This is a genomic window from Haemophilus parainfluenzae T3T1 (genome assembly GCF_000210895.1).
Classification (GTDB): Bacteria; Pseudomonadota; Gammaproteobacteria; order Enterobacterales; family Pasteurellaceae; genus Haemophilus_D; species Haemophilus_D parainfluenzae_A.
Map to the genome: position 1 here is coordinate 1,704,903 of NC_015964.1, position 24,261 is coordinate 1,729,163.

The following is a 24,261-nucleotide window of genomic DNA, read 5'->3' on the forward strand; positions in this document are numbered from 1 at the left end:
GATATAGTTAACAAATTTGAAAAAAAATACGGAATGTCTTAGACATCCCGTATTGAATTTATGAAGTATCTGTTCAGAGATTATTGCAAGGCTTTTTCAATCTTCTCAAATAAATCTTTTGAAAGATCTTCCACTGCACTTAATCGTTCTAAGGCACGTTTCATTAAGGTTTGACGTTGTGCATCAAAACGTGAGAAACGAATTAATGGCTCTATTAAACGCGCAGCCACTTGTGGATTTGTTTCATTTAAACGAATTAAAACATCTGTTAAGAAACGATAGCCTGAGCCACTAATATGATGGAAAGCTTTTAAGTTGTGATTTGCAAAGCTACCCACTAATGAACGTAAACGGTTTGGATTGTTGAAGTTAAAGCTTGGGTGATCCATTAATGCTTGTACAATTTCCAATACGTTTTCATCTGGGCGGGTTGCTTGTAAAGCAAACCATTTATCCATAACTAAGCCATCATGTTGCCATTTTTGTTCGAAATCCGCTAACAAGGTATCACGACAAGGTAATGCCGCTTTGGTTGCCATATTTAATGCAGCCAACGTATCTGTCATATTATTGGCATTGTTATAATGTTTTTGAACGACATTATTACCAAGATTGGTGTAAGCCAAATAACTTAAACAAAGATTACGCATTGCTCGTAAGGCAATATCTTCTTGTGTTACTCGATAATCTTCAAGACGAATATGGGTGTAAATACGCAATAAATCTTCTTTCAAGTATTCTGCAATTTGCACCAACATAAATTCTCTTGCAGCTGCAATGCCATCTGGATCAATCGTTTTAAAGCTTTCTGCAAACTCAATGTCTTTTGGCAAGGTCAGAATTAATGTGGCTAATTCAATATCTTGTTCATAATTTTCCAATACATGCGCAAGTGCGGTCAAAACATCAGGTGAAATTTCAAAGGCTTCACCTTGTTGGAAATGCGCCACATTACGACGCAATTCTTGAGTAAACAGCATTTGTGCTGCATCCCAACGAGCAAATTGGTTATCCGCGAATTTAAGCAAACCTAATAACTGCTCTGTAGTGTAATCATAATCCAGTTTAACCGGTGCAGAGAAATCACATAATAACGCAGGAATTGGGCGACCATAAATACCATGGAACTCAAACACTTGGTCCTTTTCTGTTACATTTAATACATCGCTTAGCAATTCACCGTTATGCTGTAACATTTGTTTGGTGCCGTTGGCATCATAAAGTGCAATTTTTAATGGAATATGTAAGTTTACTTTTTCCATTTGGTCTGCTGTTGGTGGCGTAGATTGCGAAACGGTTAAACGATAAGTATGAGTTTGTTCATCATAGGCATCGCTAATCAATAATTCTGGTGTACCAGATTGGCTATACCAACGACGGAATTGTGCTAAATCAACGTCATTTGCACGTTCCATTGCAGACACAAAATCTTCACAGGTTGCGGCTTTACCATCATTTTCTGCAATATAAAGTTGCATCCCTTTTTGGAAACCTTGTTCACCTAATAAAGTGTGCAACATACGAATCACTTCAGCCCCTTTTTCATATACAGTCACGGTATAGAAGTTATTCATTTCAATGACTTTTTCAGGGCGAATTGGGTGTGACATTGGGCTTGCATCTTCGGCAAATTGTACCGTACGTAAGAATTTCACGTTATTAATGCGATTGACTGCACGAGAACCCGTATCAGATGAAAATTCTTGATCACGGAAAACTGTTAAACCTTCTTTCAAACTTAATTGGAACCAATCACGGCAAGTCACACGGTTTCCTGTCCAGTTATGGAAATATTCATGCGCAATCACGCTTTCAATAGCGAGATAATCATCATCAGTTGCTGTTTGTGGATTCGCCAACACAAATTTAGAGTTAAAAATATTCAACCCTTTATTTTCCATGGCCCCCATATTGAAGAAGTCCACGGCAACAATCATGTAAATATCTAAGTCGTATTCTAAATTGAAACGCTCTTCATCCCATTTCATCGCTTTTTTCAGACTTTCCATTGCCCAAGAAGCACGATCAAGATTTCCACGGTCAACATAAAGCTCTAAAGCCACTTCTCGACCACTTTTTGTCGTAAAGGTATCTTGTAATAAATCAAAATCACCTGCTACTAAAGCGAATAAATAGCTTGGTTTCGGGAATGGGTCATTCCATTCAACCCAATGACGACCATCCTCTAATTCACCACTTGCAATGCGGTTACCATTAGAAAGCAAGTAAGGATATTTAGTTTTATCTGCGGTAATTTTGGTTGTATAGCGAGCTAATACATCAGGACGATCAAGCATATAGGTAATTTGACGGAAACCTTCTGCTTCGCATTGAGTACAAATGCCTTCCCCTGATTGATAAAGCCCTTGTAAAGAGGTGTTTTGTGCAGGCTCTAAATTCGTTACAATTTCAAGTTCAAAATTGGCCGCACTTTGATTGGTTAAATCTAACGTTAAACTTTCGTGGTCTTGATGATAATGTTTAAAATCTTCGCCATTAAATTTGATAGAAGCAAATTGGAAACCATGACCATCTAATCGTAGGTGTGTTGCTTCGTCATTTAAACGTTGGAAAGTTGTTTTTGCAGTGACAACGGTATGGTTAGGATCTAATTGAAAATCAAGGAAAATATCCGTAACTGTAAAATCAGGTTGTTTGTAATCTTTTCTATATTTCGCTTTAGCTAACATAATCTGCTCTATTTCTAAGAAAAAAACTCCTATTAGGATAAAATTTTATGACAAAACTTGCAATGGAATTTTCAGTCTTTACCGCATAGCAAACGTTTGCTTAAAAGTGAGTAAATGTGCTATTCTACGCATCGTTTTTTATCAGATAATTTTTTAAAAATATGTCAAATACCGCACAAATTGCTATTGTTATGGGCTCAAAAAGCGATTGGGCAACCATGCAAGAAGCCACTCAAATTTTAGATGAACTCAATGTGGCATATCATGTTGAAGTGGTTTCCGCACATCGAACCCCCGACAAATTGTTTGAATTTGCCGAAAATGCACAAAAGAATGGTTACAAAGTGATTATTGCGGGTGCAGGTGGTGCAGCACATTTACCTGGTATGATTGCGGCCAAAACGCTTGTGCCAGTACTTGGAGTACCGGTTAAAAGCTCTATGTTAAGCGGTGTTGATAGTCTCTATTCTATCGTTCAAATGCCGAAAGGCATTCCTGTCGGTACGTTAGCGATTGGCCCTGCTGGTGCAGCGAATGCAGGATTACTCGCCGCACAAATTCTTGCTGGTTGGGATGATGAGTTATTCGCTCGCCTACAAGCATTCCGCGAAAATCAAACTAATATGGTATTGGATAATCCTGATCCACGTACATAAAACACCTTTCATTTTGACCGCACTTTTCAAAGTGCGGTTGTTTTTTTAGCTAGATTTGATGAGAAATTTTATGCAAAGCTCTACCCTCTATCCTACCGTTTATGTGCTTGGTAATGGTCAACTCGGCAGAATGTTACGTTATGCAGGCGCCCCATTAGATATTCATGTTCAACCGCTTGAATTCAATGCGCCCGTATTTGATTTACCTAAAGATGCCATCATTACCGCAGAAATTGAACGTTGGGAAAAAACGCCTTTAACTGAATTATTAGGTCACCATAAAAATTTCGTTAATCAGAATGTTTTTGGCTTATTGGCTGATCGTTTTACCCAAAAATCTTTACTGGATGAACTCAATCTCTCGACCTCACCATGGTGTTTATTAAAAGATAAAACGCAATGGCCTGAAGTATTTAAAAACGTGGGTGAAAAAGTCGTGGTAAAACGTCGCACAGGTGGTTATGACGGTCGCGGCCAATGGATTATTACTGAAACTAATCAACGTGACATTACGGACGATTTATTTGGTGAAGTTATCGCAGAACAATTCATTCCTTTTGATTATGAAGTCTCTATTGTAGGCGCAAGATTTAAAAACGGTGAAAAACGTTTCTATCCTGTGACACACAACCTACAGCAAAATGGCATTTTACGTTACAGTGTGACAGATATTTCATTCCCTCAACAACAAAGCCAACAACTTCAGGCTGAATCTATGCTAGGAAAAATCATGGACAAGCTTGAATATGTGGGTGTAATGGCGATGGAATGCTTTGTGGTGGGAGAGAAATTATTGATTAATGAGCTTGCTCCTCGTGTGCATAACAGTGGCCATTGGACACAACTAGGTTGCGCTATTAGTCAATTTGAATTGCATCTACGAGCCTTATTAGATTTACCTACACCGTCATTACAACCTATTGCGCCAAGTGTTATGGTCAATTTGATTGGTACAGAACATAATCCACAATGGTTGAACACGCCGTTCTCTCAGTTACATTGGTATGGTAAAGAAGTTCGTCCAGGTAGAAAATTAGGTCATATCAATATTACGCATCCTGATAAAACAATCATTATCCAACAGCTTGAAAAACTTCGTCACGAACTCCCTGAAGACTATCAATCTGGTTTAAATTGGGCGATTGAGAAATTAAAATAATCGAAAAAATAACCGCACTTTTTGATGAATATCTAAAAACATCAAAGTGCGGTTGATTTTTATTAGGTTCTTCTTGATAAAATCCATCGACTGAAGTATAAAATTACTCATCTCACAACACATACATAAGGAAAAGCTATGTTTGAACATATCAAAGCGGCTCCGGCCGATCCTATCTTAGGCTTAGGCGAAGCATTCAAATCTGAAACACGTGAAAATAAAATCAATTTAGGCATTGGCGTTTATAAAGATGCACAAGGTACAACGCCAATTATGCGTGCGGTAAAAGAAGCCGAAAAACGCTTATTTGATAACGAAAAAACGAAAAACTATCTGACTATCGATGGTATTGCCGATTATAACGAACGTACAAAAGAACTCCTTTTCGGTAAAGATTCAGAAGTCATTAAAGCAAACCGTGCAAGAACTGCGCAAAGTTTAGGTGGCACAGGTGCATTACGCATTGCGGCAGAATTCATCAAACGCCAAACCAAAGCTCAAAATGTGTGGATTAGTACGCCAACATGGCCAAACCACAATGCAATTTTCAATGCGGTGGGCATGACAATTCGTGAATATCGTTATTATGATGCTGAACGCAAAGCCCTTGACTGGGAACATTTACTTGAAGATTTAAGCCAAGCAAGCGAAGGTGATGTCGTGCTTTTACACGGATGCTGCCACAATCCAACCGGTATTGACCCAACCCCTGAACAATGGCAAGAATTAGCTGCGCTTTCAGCAAAAAACGGTTGGTTACCACTCTTTGACTTTGCTTATCAAGGTTTAGCCAATGGCTTAGACCAAGATGCTTACGGTTTACGTGCTTTTGCGGCAAATCATAAAGAATTATTAGTGGCAAGTTCATTCTCTAAAAACTTTGGTTTATACAATGAGCGTGTCGGTGCCTTTACCCTTGTGGCAGAAAATGCAGAAATTGCTTCAACTGCATTAACACAGGTGAAATCAATTATTCGTACCCTCTACTCTAATCCAGCATCTCACGGTGGGGCGACCGTAGCAACAGTATTAAATGATGCACAACTTCGCCAAGAATGGGAAAATGAATTGACTGAAATGCGTGAACGTATCAAAAAAATGCGTCATTTATTCGTTCAGTTATTAAAAGAATATGGTGCAGAACAAGATTTCAGCTTTATCATGGAACAAAATGGTATGTTCTCTTTCAGCGGTTTATCGCCTGAACAAGTTGATCGCTTAAAAGAAGAATTTGCGATTTACGCTGTTCGTTCTGGTCGTATCAATGTGGCTGGTATCACTGAGGACAATATTCGTTATTTATGTGAAAGCATTGTAAAAGTGCTTTAATCAATAAAAACAAAAAGTGCGGTTAAATTTGACCGCACTTTTTTTCATCTCAATATAATAAAAAAAGGCAGATTTTACTCTGCCTTTTTATCAAATAATTACCATTGGTAACCGATGCTTCCGCCCCAGTTTACATCACTGCGGGAATTGATACTTGCACCAACTTTAATCGAAATTTTGTTGTTATCAGAATTTCGGCCATAACCAACTGCGATTGCATTTTCATTGCGATAACCACCAACACCAACAGAAACTAAGCTTTTACCCGCTTCATTTGGACGTTGTAAGAAAGAAATCGCTGTCGCACCTGCAATACCTGCTCGTAATTTACGATCAACGTGATCAATTTTGTTGTCTAAACGATTGATGTTGTTATTAATGTTTTTCACTGCATTATCAACATAGCGTTTATTTACTGCATCAGTTGGGTCTTTCGGATCAGCCACATTTACAATACGATTATTGTGCATATCTAATCCACCATGTGCATGGATAGTACCACCAACGTTAACGTCACCTGTTGTAGTTACATTTTTGAATGTCGGTGTATCAGACACAGCAACGCTTAACACTTTTCCTTTTTTGTGAGTTAATTTAATATTTTTACCCGCATCAAGTGTTAACTTATCCATTTTTGTTGCAGTAGATTGAACCGTTTCTTCTGTCACTTCATTTACAACAGTACCTTCAGATGCACTTGCAGTCACGTTAAATCCACGACCACCTGCATTTTTGATTTCATCTTTGGTTTTTTGTGAAAGATCTACTTTGTAATTGGTTACTGTGGTAACAGAAATACCATTTTTAACTTCTGTTTTTTCACCAACTGTTACTGTAACAGCATCAGAAGCTGCTTCAACAGAAGCTGAAGTGTCTTTTGCATTAACGGTGTAAATCGTTTGATTATTCGCACCAGTTTCAGAAGTCACCTCTACATTTGTTCCTGCTTTTACTTCTGTTTTAGCTGCCGCTGCGGCTTTAGTAATATTGGTATTAAGCTCGTTCTTCGCTGCATATAATTGGCTACCATTCACAGCTTCTTTACTATCTGCTGAAATTGTACCATTTGATACATTCGTGATTTTTTTATCACCTGCATTAATACCATCTTGATTAATTGTAACAGGCCCCACGGTGACATTTTTAGCTGTAACATTATTAACAGTAATATCATCTTTTAAATTCACTGTGATATTAGCTGCATTATCACCATCTTCAACAACCACTTTGGTATTCTTACCATCCACAAAATTCACTTTGCCATGGGTATTAATACGTGATGTTTCTTTACCATTATTTTTAATGTTAAAGCCCGCATTGTAATAAGCTTGATATAACTGGCTACCATTTACTGCGTCATTCGAAGTAGCGGTAATTCGACCTGCTCCTACATTTTGGATTTGGCGAACAAGTTTTCCATCACCGACAGATACTGCACCTTTTTGAGTTGAAAAAGTACCATTGTAATTAACTGTTGTACCTGTCGCCTTATCATCAAAAGAAGATAAAGCTTTTGCTGTCTGATCAAAATCATTAGCTGCACTGCTTGAATAAGAACCTAATGTCACAGAGTTTTCATGCGTACCTTTTGCTTGAGTACCAATCACAACAGCACTAACTGCAGAGGCATTACTCGCTTGACCAAGAGCAATAGCATTAACTGCAGAGGCATTACTCGCTTGACCAATAGCAACAGCATTCATCTTAGAAGCTTTACTTGTTTGTCCGATAGCAAGTGCATTAGTTGCTGAAGCATCGGATTTAGCTCCTAGAGCTAATGCAGCACCTCCACTTGCATTTGCACCATTACCTAAGGCAGAAGCTTCAACAGCACTCGCTTTCGCATCGTTACCAACAGCGGTCGAAACGATTGCACTTGCATTAGCTAAGGTACCTAAAGCCGTCGCACTTTGAGCACCTGCATAAGAACGACCTCCTAATGCTGTTGATCCTCGCCCCTCGGTTACTGCTTGAGAACCAACTGCAATAGAATTATCTGCTCTAGCAGATGCTCCAACGCCTAATGCAGTCGCACCCCATGCAGAAGCAGATGCACTATCCCCAAAAGCTGATGCACTTTTTGCAAGAGCTTTTGAGTTTCTACCAACAGCGGTTGCTAGAGCGCCTGTTGCATTTGCTGTTGCACCAAAGGCTGAAGCCCCTTCACCATCAGCATAAGATGCCACCCCTACTGCAGTTTGGCTATTTCCACCTGCTTTCTCATTAGAGGTTTTTGCCATTAAACCGATAGCAACCGAGTTTGAACCTGTGCCACTTGATGCGCGATCACCAAGAGTAACACCATATCCTGATTGACTTGTTGCATTATTTCCTAATGTTATTGACCAACGTGCTTTGTTTGTCACGTTATTACCAATTACTATGCTCTCTGTTGCTTCTGATTTTGCTTTTTTGCCTAAAACGACAGAATCACCTGTGGTACCAACTCCGGCAACTGCACTAACATCAGTACCACCAACAATATTTCCGTCATTATTTAATACCACATTGGTTTCAGCCATTGCACTTGTGCTTACACCCGCTAAAACTGCAGCACCAATAATTACATTTAATGCTTTACGTTTGTCAGTTTGAGATGATTTACCCACAGATTTACTTAGTTCTGAAACAGCAATCCAACATTGATTTACTTTATTCCAAATAATTTTAAAAACATGATTCATATTAAAGTTTCCTATAATCTAAAAATAACTAGTCAAGACAAACAACATCTTGATTACGAATAAGTATAATAGGAAACTCAGCAATTAACAGATAATTTACAAGATTTTACAAAAGCTTACAAAGAATAGTTTTTTATGGAGAAGTTAAATGTAATGTAAAGATAAATTAAAGATAAATTAAAGATAAATTAAAGATAAATTAATAACTTAAAACATATGTATAATTATATACTTATTCTGCTGATAAAAGTAAAAAAGGCCATAAAAATGACCATTTTTTTATATTGAATTACCACTTCTCTAACGCTTCTTTATCGCTTTCTCTTGCTTCAATCCAGCGTTCACCTTGATTGGTTTGTTCTTTTTTCCAGAACGGCGCTTTGGATTTTAAGAAGTCCATAATAAATTCATTAGCGTGATAAGCATCACCTCGGTGAGCGGAACTGATGCCGACTAAAACAATTTCATCGCCAGTATGTAAAAGCCCCACACGATGAATCACCGACACTCGTTGGATATCCCAACGGGCTTTCGCCTGTTCTACAATTTCACGTAAGGCTTTTTCTGTCATGGCGGGATAATGTTCTAAGTATAAGCTGGATACCTCATCGCCTAAATTAAGATCGCGTACTTTGCCCACAAAAATAACCGTTGCACCAACTGAATGTTGCTCAGAAAGCCATTGATAAACGGCATTTTGATCAAAAGGCTGTTCTTGTACCGCAATTTGAATATCGCTCATTTAGCCTCCTGTTACAGGTGGGAAAAACGCAATTTCATCACCATTTTTGACCGCACTTTCTAATGGCATCAAGGTTTGATTGATAGCGACTAAAAGCTTCCCTTTTTCTAACGCTAACGCCCATCTATCACCTTTTTGAGCAAGATGTTCACGTACTTCTTCTGCTGTCGTAAAATCACCTTCCAATTGAATTGAATCTTCCCCAATTAATTCACGAGTTTGAGCAAAAAATAAAACATTTAGCATCTTATTTTTCCTCCGCAATAAAATGACCAGATTTTCCACCGCTCTTTTCTAACAGGCGAACGTGCTCAATTACCATGTCTTTTTGTACGGCTTTACACATATCGTAAATAGTTAAAGCTGCTACACTTGCAGCCGTTAATGCTTCCATTTCTACGCCGGTTTTTCCGGTTAATTTACAAAGAGATTGAATGCGAACTTGATTGGTTTCAAGTAACGGTTCTAAATTCACTTCAACTTTAGAAAGCAATAAGGGATGGCAAAGCGGGATAAGTTCCCAAGTACGTTTTGCCGCTTGAATCCCTGCAATACGAGCAGTAGCAAATACATCACCTTTGTGATGTTTACCTTCCACGATCATAGCAAGGGTTTCTTTTGACATGGTTACAATAGCTTCAGCACGAGCTTCACGAACAGTCTCTGCCTTTGCAGAAACATCCACCATATTGGCTTCGCCTTGAGAGTTGATATGCGTAAATGTAGTCATAATAAAATAAAGTGCGGTTAAAATATTGAATGTTTTACATGTGTGACAAAAGCAAAATAAGTGAATAGCAAAATTCACCTATTTTCTTTTAGCCACCGATAGAAGCTAAATGATTTCTTACGCCACTATCACCGATATGTAAATAATGATGTTCACGTTTACCTTGAAGCGCAGCAAAAATACGGGCTTGCAAAATATCTTGCTGTTCATGGGATTGTAATAAATCACGTAATTCAATGCCTTCTTCGCCGAACAAGCAAAGATGAAGTTTGCCCTTCGCTGACACTCTGAGACGATTACAGCTTGCGCAGAAATTCTTCTCATAAGGCATGATTAAGCCAATTTCGCCTGCATAATCAGGATGCGTGAATACTTTAGCTGGACCATCAGTATGGGATTTATGTTGTAATTGCCAACCATTTTGTAGCAATTTCTCCGCCAATACTTGTCCTGAAAGATGGTGTTTTTTAAAGAAACTATCCATTTCACCGGTTTGCATCAGCTCGATAAAACGCATTTGAATTGGGCGATCTTTCACCCAAGCAAGAAATTGGTCAAACTCTTTGTCATTCAAATTTTTCATCAAAACTGAATTAACTTTGACTTTGTTGTAACCCACTTCAAATGCACGATCGATACCACGCATCACGTCATCAAACTTATTGATGCCGGTGATTTGATGAAACATTTTGGGATCGAGACTATCCACACTCACATTAACAGAGGTAATCCCTGCTTTTTTCCAATCAGCGACATCTTTTGCCATACGGTAGCCGTTAGTCGTAACAGCCAATTGACGAATGCCATCAATGTTCGCAATACTTTCTGCAATAGGAATAAAATCTTTGCGTAGAGTGGGCTCTCCGCCGGTCAAACGGATCTTTTCTGTGCCCATTTCAGCAAAGGCTTGAGCTAGGTGTGTAATTTCTTTTAATGTTAAGAAACTTGGCTTGTTAGCTTCGGGTTGATAGCCATCCGGCAAACAATAAGTACAACGAAAATTACACTGGTCGGTAATCGACAGTCGTAGATAGTAATATTGACGTTGGAAAGGATCGACCAAGCGAGACTCTCCCACGTTTTTAATAGGAATGGATTGCATTTTACACCTTTCTAAATATGGAGAGGATAAACCGTTTCCAGCGTATCCCTGAATAACATACCGCGTTATTGGCTTGCCGCCGTATTTCTTCTGAAACTTAGGCTAAACAAGCTCGGAGTTATGCGTTAAAAATAAATTGTGTCTGTATTGTAATAAAAGCAAGCGGTTAATAGCAATAATTTGATAGAATAACCTCACTATATTGATAAAAATAATAGAATTAACTTATATAATAAAATATATAACATTATTTCTTATAATAATTTATAGGTAAAAAAGGAAGAAAAATGTCTGATTTATCTCGTCACAGCCGTCATGAACATTTAGACGAAATCAAACATATTGTTGCTATTGGTGGTGGTCATGGATTAGGGCGTGTATTATCGGCGCTTAGTTTTATGAAAGAGCGTTTAACTGGTATTGTCACCACCACAGATAACGGCGGTTCAACCGGTCGAATCCGTCAAGAACAAGGCGGTATTGCGTGGGGCGATCTGCGTAATTGCTTAAATCAAATCATTATTGAGCCAAGCACGGCATCCGCATTATTTGAATATCGTTTTACTGGCGAAGGTGAACTTTCTGGGCATAATTTGGGTAATTTAATGCTTAAAGCTTTAGAAGATATGCATATTCGCCCTACTGAAGCAGTGAATTTAATTCGTGAATTACTCAAAGTAAAATCTCATATCATTCCGATGTCAGAAGAACCGGTTCATCTTGCCGCGAGTTTAGGTTCTGGCTCCAGTATTGTAGGTGAAGTAAGCATTGATAATTTAACAGAATTACCCCAATCGCTCTTCTTAGTGCCAATGGTTAAAGCTGCCCAGGAAGCGATTAGTGCATTAGAGCAAGCGGAAGTTATTTTGCTTGGTCCAGGAAGTTTCATGACGAGCATTATGCCGCCACTATTGCTACCAGAATTAGCGACTGCCCTGCGTAACAGCAAAGCGAAAGTAATTTTTATTGATAATTTAGGGGTAGAAATTGGTGCCGCCTCTCAGCTTTCACTAGCAGATCGTATTCAAAAAATTAATGAAATCGTCGGTGCCCCTGTCATTAATGGTGCTATTACCCCTTATCGCGAACAAAGTGCGGTCGATTTGTCTGCCATTTCTTCCGTTAAAATCTTGGCTAAACGCTTGAATGCGGATGATGTCAGCTATCGTCATGACAGAACATTACTTGCCAAAGCTATCGATGAATTAGTGGGTGAATTAGATTACGAATAAAAAACCGCACGTTAAAGTGCGGTCATTTTTTTGGCTTATTTTTTCCCGAAAACTTTCACATTCGTGAAACCATTTTCTTTTAAATAAAGCGCTTGCAGTTTACTCATCACGCCTCGCTCACAGTAAAGCACATAGTTTTTACTTTGATCTAATGAACCGAATTGCGAAGATAATTTGTAAAACGGCAACTGCATTACTTGATGCTCGTCTGATTCAAATGGATTTTCATCTGTCTCTTCTGGGCTACGAATATCTAAAATAATATCGTTTTCACCAAGCACTGAAATGGTATCCACTTCCACCACTTCTTTCTCTGTTTCTTCTGCAATTTGGCGAATATCTAAATATTGTGCATTTTCAACCGCACTTTCCAACACGCCAAAATCAAAGTGATTTTCTTCTTCAAGAATTTTTTCACGTACCGCTTTAATCGTTGGATTTTTAGAAATCACTCCACAGAATTCAGGCATGGATTTAGCAATATCATCTGTGCCGATCTCTTTCGCCATCGTGATAATCTGTTCTTTATCATGGGTGATGAGTGGACGTAATACTAATGCATCTGCAGCTTCATCAATTAAACGTAAATTGGTTAACGTTTGGCTGGAAACTTGTCCGAGTGCCTCACCGGTAACAATGGCTTGAATATCAAAACGTTGTGCAACTTTACTTGCAGATCGCACCATCATTCGTTTTAACACGACGCCCATTTGGCCGTTATCGACTTTCTCTAAAATCTCGCCTACTACGCCTTCAAAGGGAATGGCAATAAAACGAACTTTATGTGATGAACTATAACGATTCCAAATATGGTAAGCCATTTGTTTCACGCCAATTTCATGGGCTGCACCACCTAAATTGAAGAAACAATAATGCACACGTGAACCACGACGAATAAGCATATAACTGGATACGCCCGAGTCAAAGCCCCCTGAAATCAATGAAAGTACGTCTTCTTGTGTCCCAATTGGATAACCACCAAGACCAACATGGCGAGCTCTCACCAGCATCATTTTGTCATCTTCAATATCAATACGCACCGTCACATCAGGATTTTTTAAGCGTACTTTGGCGCTTTCAATATGCTGATTTAAACCACCACCGATATAACGTTCAGCTTCAATGGAACTGAAATCATGTTTCCCTTTGCGTTTTACACGTACACAAAAGGTTTTGTTTTCAAGTTGAGCTGCAACATCCGCTAAGGTCAACTCAAAGATATGATGTAAATCGGTAAACGGTTTTTCTTCCACTTCTAAAAAATGATGAATCCCTGGGATGCGTTGTAAAAGTGCAATCAACTCTTCACGATTGGCTTCATTTTTTGAGCGCACTTCAATGTAATCCCAATGACGAACCACTGCTGTTTCTTCATCATATTTTTGTAAAATATTGCGGATATTAGAGGTCAAAATTTTTGCGAAACGCTTACGCACAGTTTCGCTTTTAATCATAATTTCAGGAAAAAGTTTAACGATAAATTTCATAATAATCTGTGAATAATAAAAAATGGCCGTATTGTACGCTAAATTCCAGATCCCACAAAGTTCAAATTCTCACGAAAAACTGACCGCACTTTGAAATAAGTTTTTAACATCCCTATAAAAATCAAGTACAATACGGAGCAATTTATTCATCTGAAAAGGATAATTTAATGGCGCGTAAACCAGCAAATGCTGAACCTGATTTTGAAACAACACTTGCACAATTAGAAACCATTGTGACAAAACTTGAAAGCGGTGAATTACCATTGGAAGATGCGCTGAAAGAATTTGAAAACGGCATTAAATTGGCTCAACTTGGTCAAGAGCGCTTGCAACAAGCAGAACAACGTATTCAAATTTTATTACAAAAAAGCGAAACCGCCCCATTAAGTGATTATCAAGGGGACGAGTAATCCATGAGTTATCAATTCGGCACTGAACTCAAACAAGTTCAAGATCGCATTAATCAGTTTTTAGCCAATCAATTTGAAGAAATTGACTCTTATAATGCCCCTTTGCGTGATGCCATGAAATATGGCTTATTGCTAGGCGGAAAACGCGTTCGTCCTTTCCTTGTCTATGCAACGGGTAAAATGCTGGGGGCAGAAATGTCCGCTTTGGATTACGCGGCCGCAGCCATTGAATCTATCCATGCTTATTCTTTAATCCATGATGATTTGCCTGCCATGGACAACGATGAACTTCGTCGTGGTCAACCAACTTGTCATATTGCTTTTGATGAAGCGACGGCCATTTTAGCTGGCGATGCATTACAAGCTTTTGCCTTTGAAATTCTTACTGAAGCCCCTTCTCTTTCTGCTGAACAAAAATTGCAATTAGTGAAAGTATTGGCTCAAGCATCTGGCGTACAAGGCATGTGTTTAGGGCAAAGTTTAGATTTAATTTCAGAGCACAAACAAGTTAATTTAGACGAATTAGAACTTATTCATCGCAACAAAACTGGTGCATTGCTAACAGCCGCATTAAAACTGGGTTTTATCTGTTCACCTCACTTTGAAAACAAAGAATTAGAGCAACAACTAGAACGTTATTCACAAGCTATTGGTTTAGCTTTCCAAGTACAAGATGACATTTTAGATATTGAAGGTAACAGTGCGGAAATCGGTAAACCGGTGGGATCTGATTTAGATTTAGATAAAAGCACTTATCCAAAGCTGTTAGGATTAGAGGGCGCGAAACAAAAAGCGCAAGAACTCTATCACACTGCCTTACATGAATTAGACAATTTACCTTTTGATACCACTGCATTGCGTGCATTAGCTGAATTTATTGTCAATCGTAAAAGTTAATTGTGACAGCACTGACTTTAATTTCTCAAAGTGCGGTCACTTTTTTCACATTTTAGGACTAACGAATATATGAACAACTATCCTCTTTTATCCTTAATTAATTCGCCGGAAGATTTGCGTCTGTTGAATAAAGAGCAGCTTCCGCAGCTTTGTCAGGAATTACGGAGTTATCTGTTGGAGTCCGTTAGTCAAAGCAGTGGTCATTTGGCATCTGGTCTTGGTACCGTTGAATTGACGGTTGCACTACACTACATTTTCAAAACTCCTTTTGATCAATTAATTTGGGATGTGGGACATCAAGCTTACCCACACAAAATTTTGACGGGTCGTCGTGATCAAATGTCCACCATTCGCCAAAAAGGCGGAATTCATCCCTTCCCTTGGCGTGAAGAAAGTGAATTCGATGTATTAAGTGTTGGTCACTCTTCTACTTCTATCAGTGCAGGACTAGGGATTGCAGTTGCGGCAGAGCGTGAAAATGCAGGTCGTAAAACCGTTTGTGTAATTGGTGATGGTGCAATCACTGCGGGTATGGCATTTGAAGCCTTAAACCATGCAGGTTCTTTACATACTGATATGTTGGTCATTTTAAATGACAATGAAATGTCGATTTCTGAAAATGTGGGGGCATTAAATAATCACCTTGCCCGTATTTTCTCTGGCTCATTATATTCAACAGTTCGTGACGGCAGTAAAAAAATCTTAGATAAAGTACCGACCGTTAAAAACTTTATGAAGAAAACCGAAGAGCACATGAAAGGCGTGATGTTCTCTCCAGAAAGTACGCTTTTTGAAGAACTCGGTTTTAACTATATTGGACCTATTGACGGACATAATATTGATGAATTAATTGCTACTTTAAGCAATATGCGCGATCTCAAAGGGCCGCAATTCTTACACATCAAAACCAAAAAAGGGAAAGGTTACGAGCCTGCAGAAAAAGATCCAATTGGTTTCCATGGCGTACCAAAATTTGATCCAACAAGCGGTCAACTACCTAAATCAAATGCCAAACCAACCTATTCAAAAATCTTTGGTGATTGGTTATGCGAAATGGCGGAACAAGACGATAAATTAGTCGGTATTACCCCGGCAATGCGTGAAGGTTCTGGCATGGTTGAATTTTCAGAACGATTCCCACAACAATATTTTGATGTGGCCATCGCAGAGCAACATGCTGTTACCTTTGCAGCCGGTCTTGCAATTGGCGGTTATAAACCGGTTGTGGCAATTTATTCTACCTTCTTACAACGTGCTTATGATCAGCTTATTCATGATGTCGCCATTCAAAACTTACCAGTTCTCTTTGCCATTGATCGTGCAGGCATCGTAGGTGCTGATGGTCAAACTCACCAAGGTGCTTTTGATTTAAGTTTTATGCGCTGCATTCCGAATATGATCATTATGACACCAAGTGATGAAAATGAATGTCGCCAAATGCTTTATACCGGTTATAAATGTGGTAAACCGGCTGCGGTACGTTATCCGCGTGGAAATGCAATCGGCGTAGAATTAACCCCACTTGCTGAATTAGAAATTGGTCGTTCAAAAATGGTTCGTCAAGGTGAAAAAATCGCGATTCTGAATTTTGGTACACTCTTACCAGCTGCTTTATCTGTGGCAGAAAAGCTCAATGCGACTGTTGTCGATATGCGCTTTGTGAAACCAATTGATGAAGCTCGTATTCTAGAAGTGGCAAATACCCATGATGTCATTGTGACATTGGAAGAAAATGCGATTCAAGGTGGTGCGGGTTCTGCTGTTTCAGAAGTGCTAAATTCTCATGGAAAAACAACCGCACTTTTACAGCTTGGTTTACCTGATATTTTTATTCCGCAAGGCACACAACAAGAAGCGCTTGCTGAAATTAAATTAGATGAAAAAGGGATTGAAGAGCAAATTATTGCCTTTATAAAGGGCTAAATTCGTTCATTTTGGTTTAATTTTGATATTTTTAAAAATTTTTTCAAAAATATCGAACTATTTCAAAAACACACAGTCTGATACATTGCTAGTGCACTGCATATTGCAGTTATCTTTTTGAAGTTTCTTATAAATTAAGACCTCCCCGCTATTCAAGTTTTGAGTAGCGGTTTTTTCTTTTTTGGAGGTAATAAAAAAGGACGCTTTTCAGCGTCCTAATTTTTTGGATCTAAACTTTAAAAAATTAAAGTGCAGATTTTGCTTTTTCAACTAATGCAGCGAACGCTACTTTGTCGAATACAGCGATATCAGCAAGGATCTTACGGTCGATTTCAACAGACGCTTTTTTCAAGCCGTTGATGAATTTGCTGTAAGATAAACCATTTTGACGAGCCGCAGCGTTGATACGTGCAATCCATAATTGACGGAATTGACGTTTACGTTGACGACGGTCACGATATGCGTATTGACCAGCTTTGATCACCGCTTGGAAAGCAACGCGATACACGCGTGAACGTGCACCATAATAACCTTTAGCAGCCTTAAGAACTTTCTTATGGCGTGCTCTTGCAATAACACCACGTTTTACACGAGCCATTATTTAATCTCCTATGTAATATTTTAACTAATTTAACTAATCGTACGTTTTGCTTAAATAACGGCTTATGCGTATGGTAAGCAAGCTACTACTAAAACTTGGTCTGCTTTCGCAACCATTGATTTATGACGTAAATGACGTTTACGTTTAGTTGTCTTTTTAGTCAAAATATGACGTAAGTGAGATTGTTTACGTTTGAAACCGCCAGAAGCTGTTTTTTTGAAACGCTTAGCAGCACCACGTACTGTTTTAATTTTAGGCATTGTTAAAATAACTCCGCATTTTAAGTTAAACACATAATTAGGCGAATCCGAAGATTACTTGTAGGCACTAATTATTCCAATATGGCAAATTGAATTGCCCTTCTCCAAAAGCAATTAGGCTGCGTAGTTTGCCCAATATGCAGTTGTATTCTCACCGAAGTGAAAATTCGATTATCTAGATTAGATCTAAATAAAAAATTATTTTTTCTTAGGTGCTAACACCATTACCGCTTGGCGACCTTCTAATTTACCTGGTGCTGATTCCACCACAGAAATATCAGCCAAATCGTTTTTAACGCGTTCTAATACATCTAAACCGATATCTTGGTGAGCCATTTCACGACCACGGAAACGTACGGTAATTTTTGCTTTATCGCCATCTTCTAAGAAACGGATTAAGCTACGTAATTTAACTTGGTAGTCACCTTCGTCAGTACCTGGACGGAATTTAATTTCCTTCACTTGTACAACTTTTTGTTTTTTCTTCTGTTCTTTTGCGGTTTTGCTCTTTTCATAGAGGAACTTGCCGTAGTTCATAATACGACAAACCGGTGGTTCGGCATTCGGACTGATCTCAACTAAATCAAGCGCTGCTTGTTCTGCCATATCTAAGGCTTGTTGAATTGACACAATCCCCGCTTGTTCACCATCTTGGTCAATCAAACGAACTTCTTTTACTCGAATTTCATCGTTAATGCGATTCGGGCGGTTAGCTGCCGGAGCTTTTTTTACGGTTTTGATAATATTATTCCTTCTATTTATTTAAGAAAAAACCTACTGTATTCAAACAGAAGATTTATTAAATCATTTGCTATAAAAACAAACAAAAAACGGGCAAAATTTTATAGTATTTGCCACGTTTATGCAACAAGGATTTCTATTCCTTTAAATATCAGCGGGTAAAGTACTTATTTCAGCAGAAATACTTTCACCAAATTGAAGTAATTTTTCTAATCTTGCAGTTTCAATACACACCATATTTCGATATCCATCTGCTTTCATTGCACTTGGCGTTTTTTCCCAAGGATTCCATAGCACAATTGAATCGGCATGATGATGGGTAATTTGAATACGTCGATTAAATGCTTGATCCACCAAGAATGTTTTATCTTCCTCTAATGTATAAATACAATCGACGCCTTGTTCTATTCTTCGAGTTGAAGGAACATCAGTATGTTTACCTTGTAATGAGTCATAACAACGACTTGGTAAATTTTGTACTTCAATTTGTGAAATATCACTGATGTTAAAATAACTGTGTAATGCCGCTTGAGCAGGTTCTTGTCCCAAATGTGTTAAAGTCATTGTGCATTTATCGGTAAATTCCATTTTCATTTTGGCTTCAATCACACCATATTCAGAAAAGAGCGAAAATTCTAACCGCACTTTATTTGCTTGCAGATCATAGTCACTTAATTGCCACAAACGTAAACGCGCTGTGCCGTGTGAAGGTTGTTTTACGCCACCAAACCAAGGGTAACAAAGCGGTACACCACCACGAATCGCGACACCTTGTGTAAAAGGTTCAATCTCACTTAACCAAAAGACATCCTGCTCTGCCCCTTTAGGTTTCCAATTTAATAGCTGTGCCCCTTGTAGTGCAATTCGAGCTGAACCCACAGGGTGATTTAAGGTTAAAACGGGTATTTCATTGATACGTTGTAAAGTTAATTCTAGTGTTAATTGTTGAATTTGAGCTGTCATATTCGCCTCCTTGTGATAAGGCTATTATATAGAAGAAAGAGAGACTTGAGTTTATTTTTATACCGTGAATATAAAAAAACCGCACCTCAAAGTGCGGTCATTTTTAATTAAGATTTTAAAGAGTCAATTACTCTTCACCCAACAATTTCAACTCACGTTGTCTTACTTGAGATTTTAAGATTTCAGCAAATTCTTCAATGGTGAAAGTACCTAAATCTGCACCTTTACGGGTACGTACCGCCACTTTACCTTCTGCGATTTCTTTATCACCGCAAACGAGCATATAAGGCACGCGACGTAAGGTATGTTCGCGGATCTTGAAGCCGACTTTCTCATTACGTAAATCTGCTTTAACACGTAATCCGGCATCAGAAAGTTGTTTTACTACTTTTTGCACGTAATCCGCTTGGCTGTCTGTAATATTCATCACAACCGCTTGAACTGGTGCTAACCATGCTGGGAAGAAGCCCGCATACTCTTCAGTAATGATACCGATGAAACGCTCAATCGAACCTAAAATCGCACGGTGAATCATAACCGGTGTACGACGATCATTGTCTTCCGCCACATAAGATGCGTTTAAACGACCCGGTAAAGCAAAGTCTAATTGGATGGTACCGCATTGCCATTCACGATCTAAACAGTCGCGTAATGCAAACTCAATTTTCGGCCCATAGAATGCACCTTCACCTTCTTGAATTTCATATTCAAGACCGTTATGCGCTAATGCTGCCGCAAGACCTGCTTCTGCGCGATCCCACATATCATCTGCACCGATACGTTTTTCAGGTCGAGTAGATAATTTCACCTGAATATTTTGGAAACCGAAAGTGCTGTAAATGTCGTAAACCATTTTAATACAGCTGGTTACTTCACTTTCAATTTGATCTTCAGTACAGAAAATGTGTGCATCATCTTGAGTGAAGCCACGTACACGCATTAAACCGTGTAAAGAACCCGATGGTTCATTACGGTGACAAGAACCAAATTCCGCCATACGGATTGGTAAATCACGGTAAGATTTTAAACCTTGGTTAAAGATTTGAACGTGTCCTGGACAGTTCATTGGTTTAATCGCATATTCACGGTTTTCTGATTGTGTAGTAAACATCAAATCGCCGTAATTTTGCCAGTGACCTGTTTTTTCCCATAATACACGGTCCATCATAAACGGACCTTTCACTTCTTGATAATCGTATTCTTTTAATTTTGTACGTACGAAGGTTTCTAATTCACGGAAAATTGTCCAACCATCGTTATGCCAGAACACCATACCCGGTGCTTCTTCTTGCATATGATATAAATCTAACGCTTTACCGATTTTACGGTGGTCACGTTTTGCTGCTTCTTCTAAGCGAGTTAAGTATTCCGCTAATTGTTTTTTATCAGCCCAAGCCGTACCATAGATACGTTGTAACATTTTATTTTTACTATCACCACGCCAGTACGCACCTGCAACTTTCATCAATTTGAAGTGTTGGCAGAAACGCATATTTGGCACATGTGGCCCACGACACATATCAATGTATTCTTCGTGATGATAAAGCGCAGGCGTTGCGGTACGTTCGATGTTTTCATCTAAAATAGCCATTTTGTATGGCTCACCGCGTTTTTCAAAAGTATCTCTTGCTTCTTGCCAGCTTACCGGAGTTTTGATGACGTCATAATTGGTTTTCGCCAATTCAAGCATACGTTTTTCGATAGCATCAATATCTTCTTGCGTTAAAGAACGGTCTAAATCCACGTCATAATAGAAGCCATTTTCAATCGTTGGACCGATTGCCATTTTGACATCTGGAAATAATTGTTTGATTGCGTGACCAAGCAAGTGTGCGCAAGAGTGACGAATAATTTCTAAACCGTCTTCATCTTTTGCTGTAATAATTTCAAGGTTAGCATCTTCATTGATGATGTCACAGGCATCACGACGTTCGCCGTTTACACGGCCCGCGATAGTTGCTTTGGCAAGACCGGCTCCGATATCTTGAGCCACTTCTAACACAGAAACTGGACGATCAAATTCACGTTTAGAACCGTCCGGTAAAGTAATAATAGGCATAATTTTTCCTTATACAGTGGTCGCCCATACGAAAGGCAACATGCAAATAATGATTAAAAACAAACCGCACTTTCATTCACTCCCACTATCGAGCAAACCAAGTGCGGCGGAGAATTTTAGCACTTTCCACCACACTTGTTAATATCTCGCTGAATTCTTTCCAATGAGTAAACAATGATTTTCCTGATAGTGACTTTATCTATTCAAAATTTTCGATAAAATGACCGCACTTTTGATAGACACAAATTAAAGGAAACTCTATGAACGTATTAGTATTAAAATCAAGCATCCTTGCAGATAACTCTCAAAGCAATAAATTAGCCGATTACACCATTGAGAAATTAAAAGCTCACAACATTGTGGTACGTGATTTAGCGGCGCAACAACTTCCCCATTTTGATGCAACGGCGGCAACTGCAGTACGTGGCGAACCTAAAACAGCAGAAGAAAATGCACTTTTAGCCTTATCTGATGAATTAGTGGCTGAATTAAAGGCTGCGGATATTATCGTCATTGGGGCGCCAATGTATAACTTAGGCATCCCAACACAACTTAAATCCTATTTTGATTTTATTGCTCGCCCTCGTGTAACGTTCCAATACACCGCAAATGGCCCTGAAGGTTTACTTCAAGGTAAAAAAGCGATTGTGTTAGCAAGCTTTGGTGGCATGTATAATGAAAACAATAATGTGACAAATTACTTAAAAGCGATTTTAGGTTTTGTTGGCATTACCGATGTTCAGTTTGCTTATGCAAAAGGTATCGGATTAGGTGCTGAAGCGATTGAAAAAGCACAACGTTCAGCAAGAAATAAAATCGATGAGATCGTTGCTTCTCTCTAATCTCTGAATCTATTCCCTCTATTAAGCCATTTTGAGATATGCCTCGAAATGGCTTTTTTTCTGACATAAAATCTCTATTTCTAATCTTACTGGTTAAAAATTAAAAAAATATTGTAAAATTACGCCAATTTTTTGATTATTTTCTTGACTTATGCATTGTGTACTAGTTTAATAGTGCAAAAGTTCAGAATACAGGATTGACTATGAAAAATACCCCTTTTATTGCGGTGACCTCTCAACCGGTTCCCTACCATGCCGATACTACCGCAATTTTTAATACGCTTTGCCAACAGAACTCAAATTCTCTTCTTCTCGACTCTGCCGAAATTGGTAGTAAAAATAGCTTACAGAGCCTTATTCTAATTAATGCGGTCGTTAAAATTACTTGTTTAGGCAATCAAGTGACTTTTAGAGCACTAAATGCGAACGGAAAACAAGTGTTAAATGAAATTCATCCAGTATTAAGCCAACTCGGTACCGTAAGTGCGGTCAATTTTGATAATGAATTTTCTGTACAATTTGCGTCGCTCGACAATCAATTAGATGAAGACAGCAAATTACAAGCTGCAACCATTTTTGATGGACTTCGTGTAATTTCTAACCATTATCAACATAGCAGCACACCTGTCTTTTTAGGTGGTTTATTTGCTTATGATTTGGTGGCAAATTTTATTCCAATGCAAGGTGTTGAATTAAAAGATGATGGTATTCACTGTCCTGATTACAGTTTTTATCTCGCAGAAAATTTAATCACCATCGATCACCAAAGCCAACAAGCCACATTAAAAAGCTTTTGTTTTAGTCAAGAAGAACAAGTAGAAGTCGCGAAAACAGCACTTTCTATTGCACAAAAATTAAAAAATATTGATGGCGTACTTTCCATTAAAGCAGCAAGTGATGAGGTCAGCACCAACTTTGAAGATCCTGAATTTACAGGTATCGTTAAAGCGTTAAAACATCATATTAATATTGGTGATGTGTTCCAAATCGTGCCATCCCGCCGTTTTTCATTAGCTTGTCCGAATACCCTTGCGAGCTACGCACAATTAAAGCTTAATAATCCAAGTCCTTACATGTTCTATATGAACGATGAGGATTTCATTTTATTTGGCGCATCACCTGAAAGTGCGTTGAAATATGCGCCAGACAATCGCCAATTAGAAATTTATCCAATTGCAGGTTCTCGCCCGCGTGGTTTTGATGCACATGGTAATATTGATCCAGAATTAGATGCACGTTTGGAATTAGAATTACGCCTTGATCATAAAGAGCAAGCCGAACATTTAATGTTGGTAGATTTAGCGCGTAATGACATTGCTCGCGTATGCCAAAGCGGTACACGTAAAGTCGCTGAATTAATGCAAGTAGATCGCTATTCGCACATCATGCATTTGGTTTCTCGCGTAGTGGGTAAACTTCGTCCTGAACTTGATGCCTTACACGCTTATCAAGCTTGTATGAATATGGGGACATTAACTGGTGCGCCTAAAATTAAAGCCATGCAGTTAATTTATCAATTTGAACAGCAAAAACGCCACAGCTACGGTGGTGCGGTCGGTTATCTCACCTCTGACGGCCGTTTTGATACCTGTATCGTGATTCGTTCTGCCTTTGTACAAAATGGCATTGCCCATATTCAAGCAGGTTGTGGTGAAGTATTAGATTCTGATCCTCAAATGGAAGCGGATGAAACTCGCCATAAAGCGGCTGCTGTGCTTAAAGCAATCAAACAAATCAATACCCAAGCAAAATAA

The 24,261-nt window shown here is 38.7% G+C and carries 21 protein-coding genes and 1 riboswitch; of the genes, 9 read left to right on the forward strand and 12 right to left on the reverse strand.

Annotated features, from left to right (window positions below; translation table 11 throughout):
* Positions 1-80: 80 nt before the first annotated feature.
* Entirely contained in the window at positions 81-2,690 is a 2,610-nt protein-coding gene (gene pepN / locus PARA_RS08430; protein WP_014065403.1) for an aminopeptidase N, read from the reverse strand.
* 161 nt (positions 2,691-2,851) lie between these two features.
* On the opposite strand from pepN, the gene purE reads away from it, so the two are divergent.
* The 3 genes from purE to PARA_RS08445 all read left to right on the forward strand — a co-directional run bounded on the left by purE (position 2,852) and on the right by PARA_RS08445 (position 5,834).
* Complete coding sequence (purE, locus tag PARA_RS08435; RefSeq protein WP_014065404.1) at positions 2,852-3,346, forward strand: 5-(carboxyamino)imidazole ribonucleotide mutase; 495 nt, start codon at positions 2,852-2,854, stop codon at positions 3,344-3,346.
* Between the two features lie 70 nt (positions 3,347-3,416).
* Positions 3,417-4,505, forward strand: a complete 1,089-nt coding sequence (purK, locus tag PARA_RS08440) for a 5-(carboxyamino)imidazole ribonucleotide synthase (RefSeq protein WP_014065405.1) — start codon at positions 3,417-3,419, stop codon at positions 4,503-4,505.
* A gap of 138 nt (positions 4,506-4,643) precedes the next feature.
* Positions 4,644-5,834: an amino acid aminotransferase gene (locus PARA_RS08445; RefSeq protein WP_014065407.1), complete on the forward strand. Its 1,191-nt coding sequence runs from the start codon at positions 4,644-4,646 to the stop codon at positions 5,832-5,834.
* Between the two features lie 98 nt (positions 5,835-5,932).
* On the opposite strand, the gene PARA_RS08450 is transcribed toward PARA_RS08445, so the two are convergent.
* The 5 genes from PARA_RS08450 to moaA all read right to left on the reverse strand — a co-directional run bounded on the left by PARA_RS08450 (position 5,933) and on the right by moaA (position 11,092).
* On the reverse strand, positions 5,933-8,518 hold the full coding sequence (locus tag PARA_RS08450; RefSeq protein WP_014065408.1) for a YadA-like family protein: 2,586 nt from the start codon (positions 8,516-8,518) through the stop codon (positions 5,933-5,935).
* Between the two features lie 289 nt (positions 8,519-8,807).
* Positions 8,808-9,260, reverse strand: a complete 453-nt coding sequence (moaE, locus tag PARA_RS08455) for a molybdopterin synthase catalytic subunit MoaE (RefSeq protein WP_014065409.1) — start codon at positions 9,258-9,260, stop codon at positions 8,808-8,810.
* Positions 9,261-9,506: a molybdopterin synthase sulfur carrier subunit gene (moaD, locus tag PARA_RS08460; protein WP_014065410.1), complete on the reverse strand. Its 246-nt coding sequence runs from the start codon at positions 9,504-9,506 to the stop codon at positions 9,261-9,263.
* Between the two features lies 1 nt (position 9,507).
* Positions 9,508-9,990 (reverse strand): cyclic pyranopterin monophosphate synthase MoaC, encoded by a 483-nt coding sequence (gene moaC, locus PARA_RS08465; RefSeq protein WP_005625811.1) that lies wholly within the window; start codon positions 9,988-9,990, stop codon positions 9,508-9,510.
* Positions 9,991-10,078: 88 nt separating this feature from the next.
* Positions 10,079-11,092, reverse strand: coding sequence for a GTP 3',8-cyclase MoaA (gene moaA, locus PARA_RS08470; protein WP_014065412.1), 1,014 nt, complete (start codon positions 11,090-11,092; stop codon positions 10,079-10,081).
* A riboswitch (molybdenum cofactor riboswitch) is annotated at positions 11,081-11,222 on the reverse strand. (Overlaps the previous gene by 12 nt.)
* Positions 11,223-11,379: 157 nt before the next feature.
* Here moaA and PARA_RS08475 point away from each other — a divergent pair.
* Complete coding sequence (locus PARA_RS08475; protein ID WP_014065413.1) at positions 11,380-12,324, forward strand: gluconeogenesis factor YvcK family protein; 945 nt, start codon at positions 11,380-11,382, stop codon at positions 12,322-12,324.
* A gap of 35 nt (positions 12,325-12,359) precedes the next feature.
* Here the strand turns inward: PARA_RS08475 and thiI are convergent, their stop codons facing one another.
* Entirely contained in the window at positions 12,360-13,811 is a 1,452-nt protein-coding gene (gene thiI, locus PARA_RS08480) for a tRNA uracil 4-sulfurtransferase ThiI (RefSeq protein WP_014065414.1), read from the reverse strand.
* A 167-nt stretch (positions 13,812-13,978) separates the two neighbouring features.
* On the opposite strand from thiI, the gene xseB reads away from it, so the two are divergent.
* The 3 genes from xseB to dxs all read left to right on the forward strand — a co-directional run bounded on the left by xseB (position 13,979) and on the right by dxs (position 17,041).
* Positions 13,979-14,221: an exodeoxyribonuclease VII small subunit gene (gene xseB, locus PARA_RS08485; RefSeq protein WP_005696153.1), complete on the forward strand. Its 243-nt coding sequence runs from the start codon at positions 13,979-13,981 to the stop codon at positions 14,219-14,221.
* A gap of 3 nt (positions 14,222-14,224) precedes the next feature.
* Positions 14,225-15,118, forward strand: a complete 894-nt coding sequence (ispA, locus tag PARA_RS08490; protein WP_014065415.1) for a (2E,6E)-farnesyl diphosphate synthase — start codon at positions 14,225-14,227, stop codon at positions 15,116-15,118.
* Between the two features lie 69 nt (positions 15,119-15,187).
* Positions 15,188-17,041: a 1-deoxy-D-xylulose-5-phosphate synthase gene (dxs, locus tag PARA_RS08495; RefSeq protein ID WP_014065416.1), complete on the forward strand. Its 1,854-nt coding sequence runs from the start codon at positions 15,188-15,190 to the stop codon at positions 17,039-17,041.
* Positions 17,042-17,285: 244 nt separating this feature from the next.
* Here the strand turns inward: dxs and rplT are convergent, their stop codons facing one another.
* The 5 genes from rplT to thrS all read right to left on the reverse strand — a co-directional run bounded on the left by rplT (position 17,286) and on the right by thrS (position 21,665).
* Entirely contained in the window at positions 17,286-17,639 is a 354-nt protein-coding gene (gene rplT / locus PARA_RS08500) for a 50S ribosomal protein L20 (RefSeq protein WP_005596075.1), read from the reverse strand.
* Between the two features lie 65 nt (positions 17,640-17,704).
* Positions 17,705-17,902 (reverse strand): 50S ribosomal protein L35, encoded by a 198-nt coding sequence (gene rpmI / locus PARA_RS08505; protein WP_005596065.1) that lies wholly within the window; start codon positions 17,900-17,902, stop codon positions 17,705-17,707.
* 198 nt (positions 17,903-18,100) lie between these two features.
* Complete coding sequence (infC, locus tag PARA_RS08510; protein ID WP_080351268.1) at positions 18,101-18,643, reverse strand: translation initiation factor IF-3; 543 nt, start codon at positions 18,641-18,643, stop codon at positions 18,101-18,103.
* 144 nt (positions 18,644-18,787) lie between these two features.
* Positions 18,788-19,606, reverse strand: coding sequence for a D-hexose-6-phosphate mutarotase (locus tag PARA_RS08515; RefSeq protein WP_014065417.1), 819 nt, complete (start codon positions 19,604-19,606; stop codon positions 18,788-18,790).
* A 127-nt stretch (positions 19,607-19,733) separates the two neighbouring features.
* The gene (gene thrS / locus PARA_RS08520; protein WP_014065418.1) at positions 19,734-21,665 is read right to left on the reverse strand and encodes a threonine--tRNA ligase; all 1,932 of its coding nucleotides are present in this window, start codon (positions 21,663-21,665) and stop codon (positions 19,734-19,736) included.
* Positions 21,666-21,925: 260 nt separating this feature from the next.
* Here thrS and PARA_RS08525 point away from each other — a divergent pair, with 260 nt between their 5' ends.
* Together PARA_RS08525 and trpE are read left to right on the forward strand one after the other, a co-directional pair.
* On the forward strand, positions 21,926-22,507 hold the full coding sequence (locus PARA_RS08525) for an FMN-dependent NADH-azoreductase (protein WP_014065419.1): 582 nt from the start codon (positions 21,926-21,928) through the stop codon (positions 22,505-22,507).
* Between the two features lie 203 nt (positions 22,508-22,710).
* On the forward strand, positions 22,711-24,261 hold the full coding sequence (trpE, locus tag PARA_RS08530) for an anthranilate synthase component I (protein WP_014065420.1): 1,551 nt from the start codon (positions 22,711-22,713) through the stop codon (positions 24,259-24,261).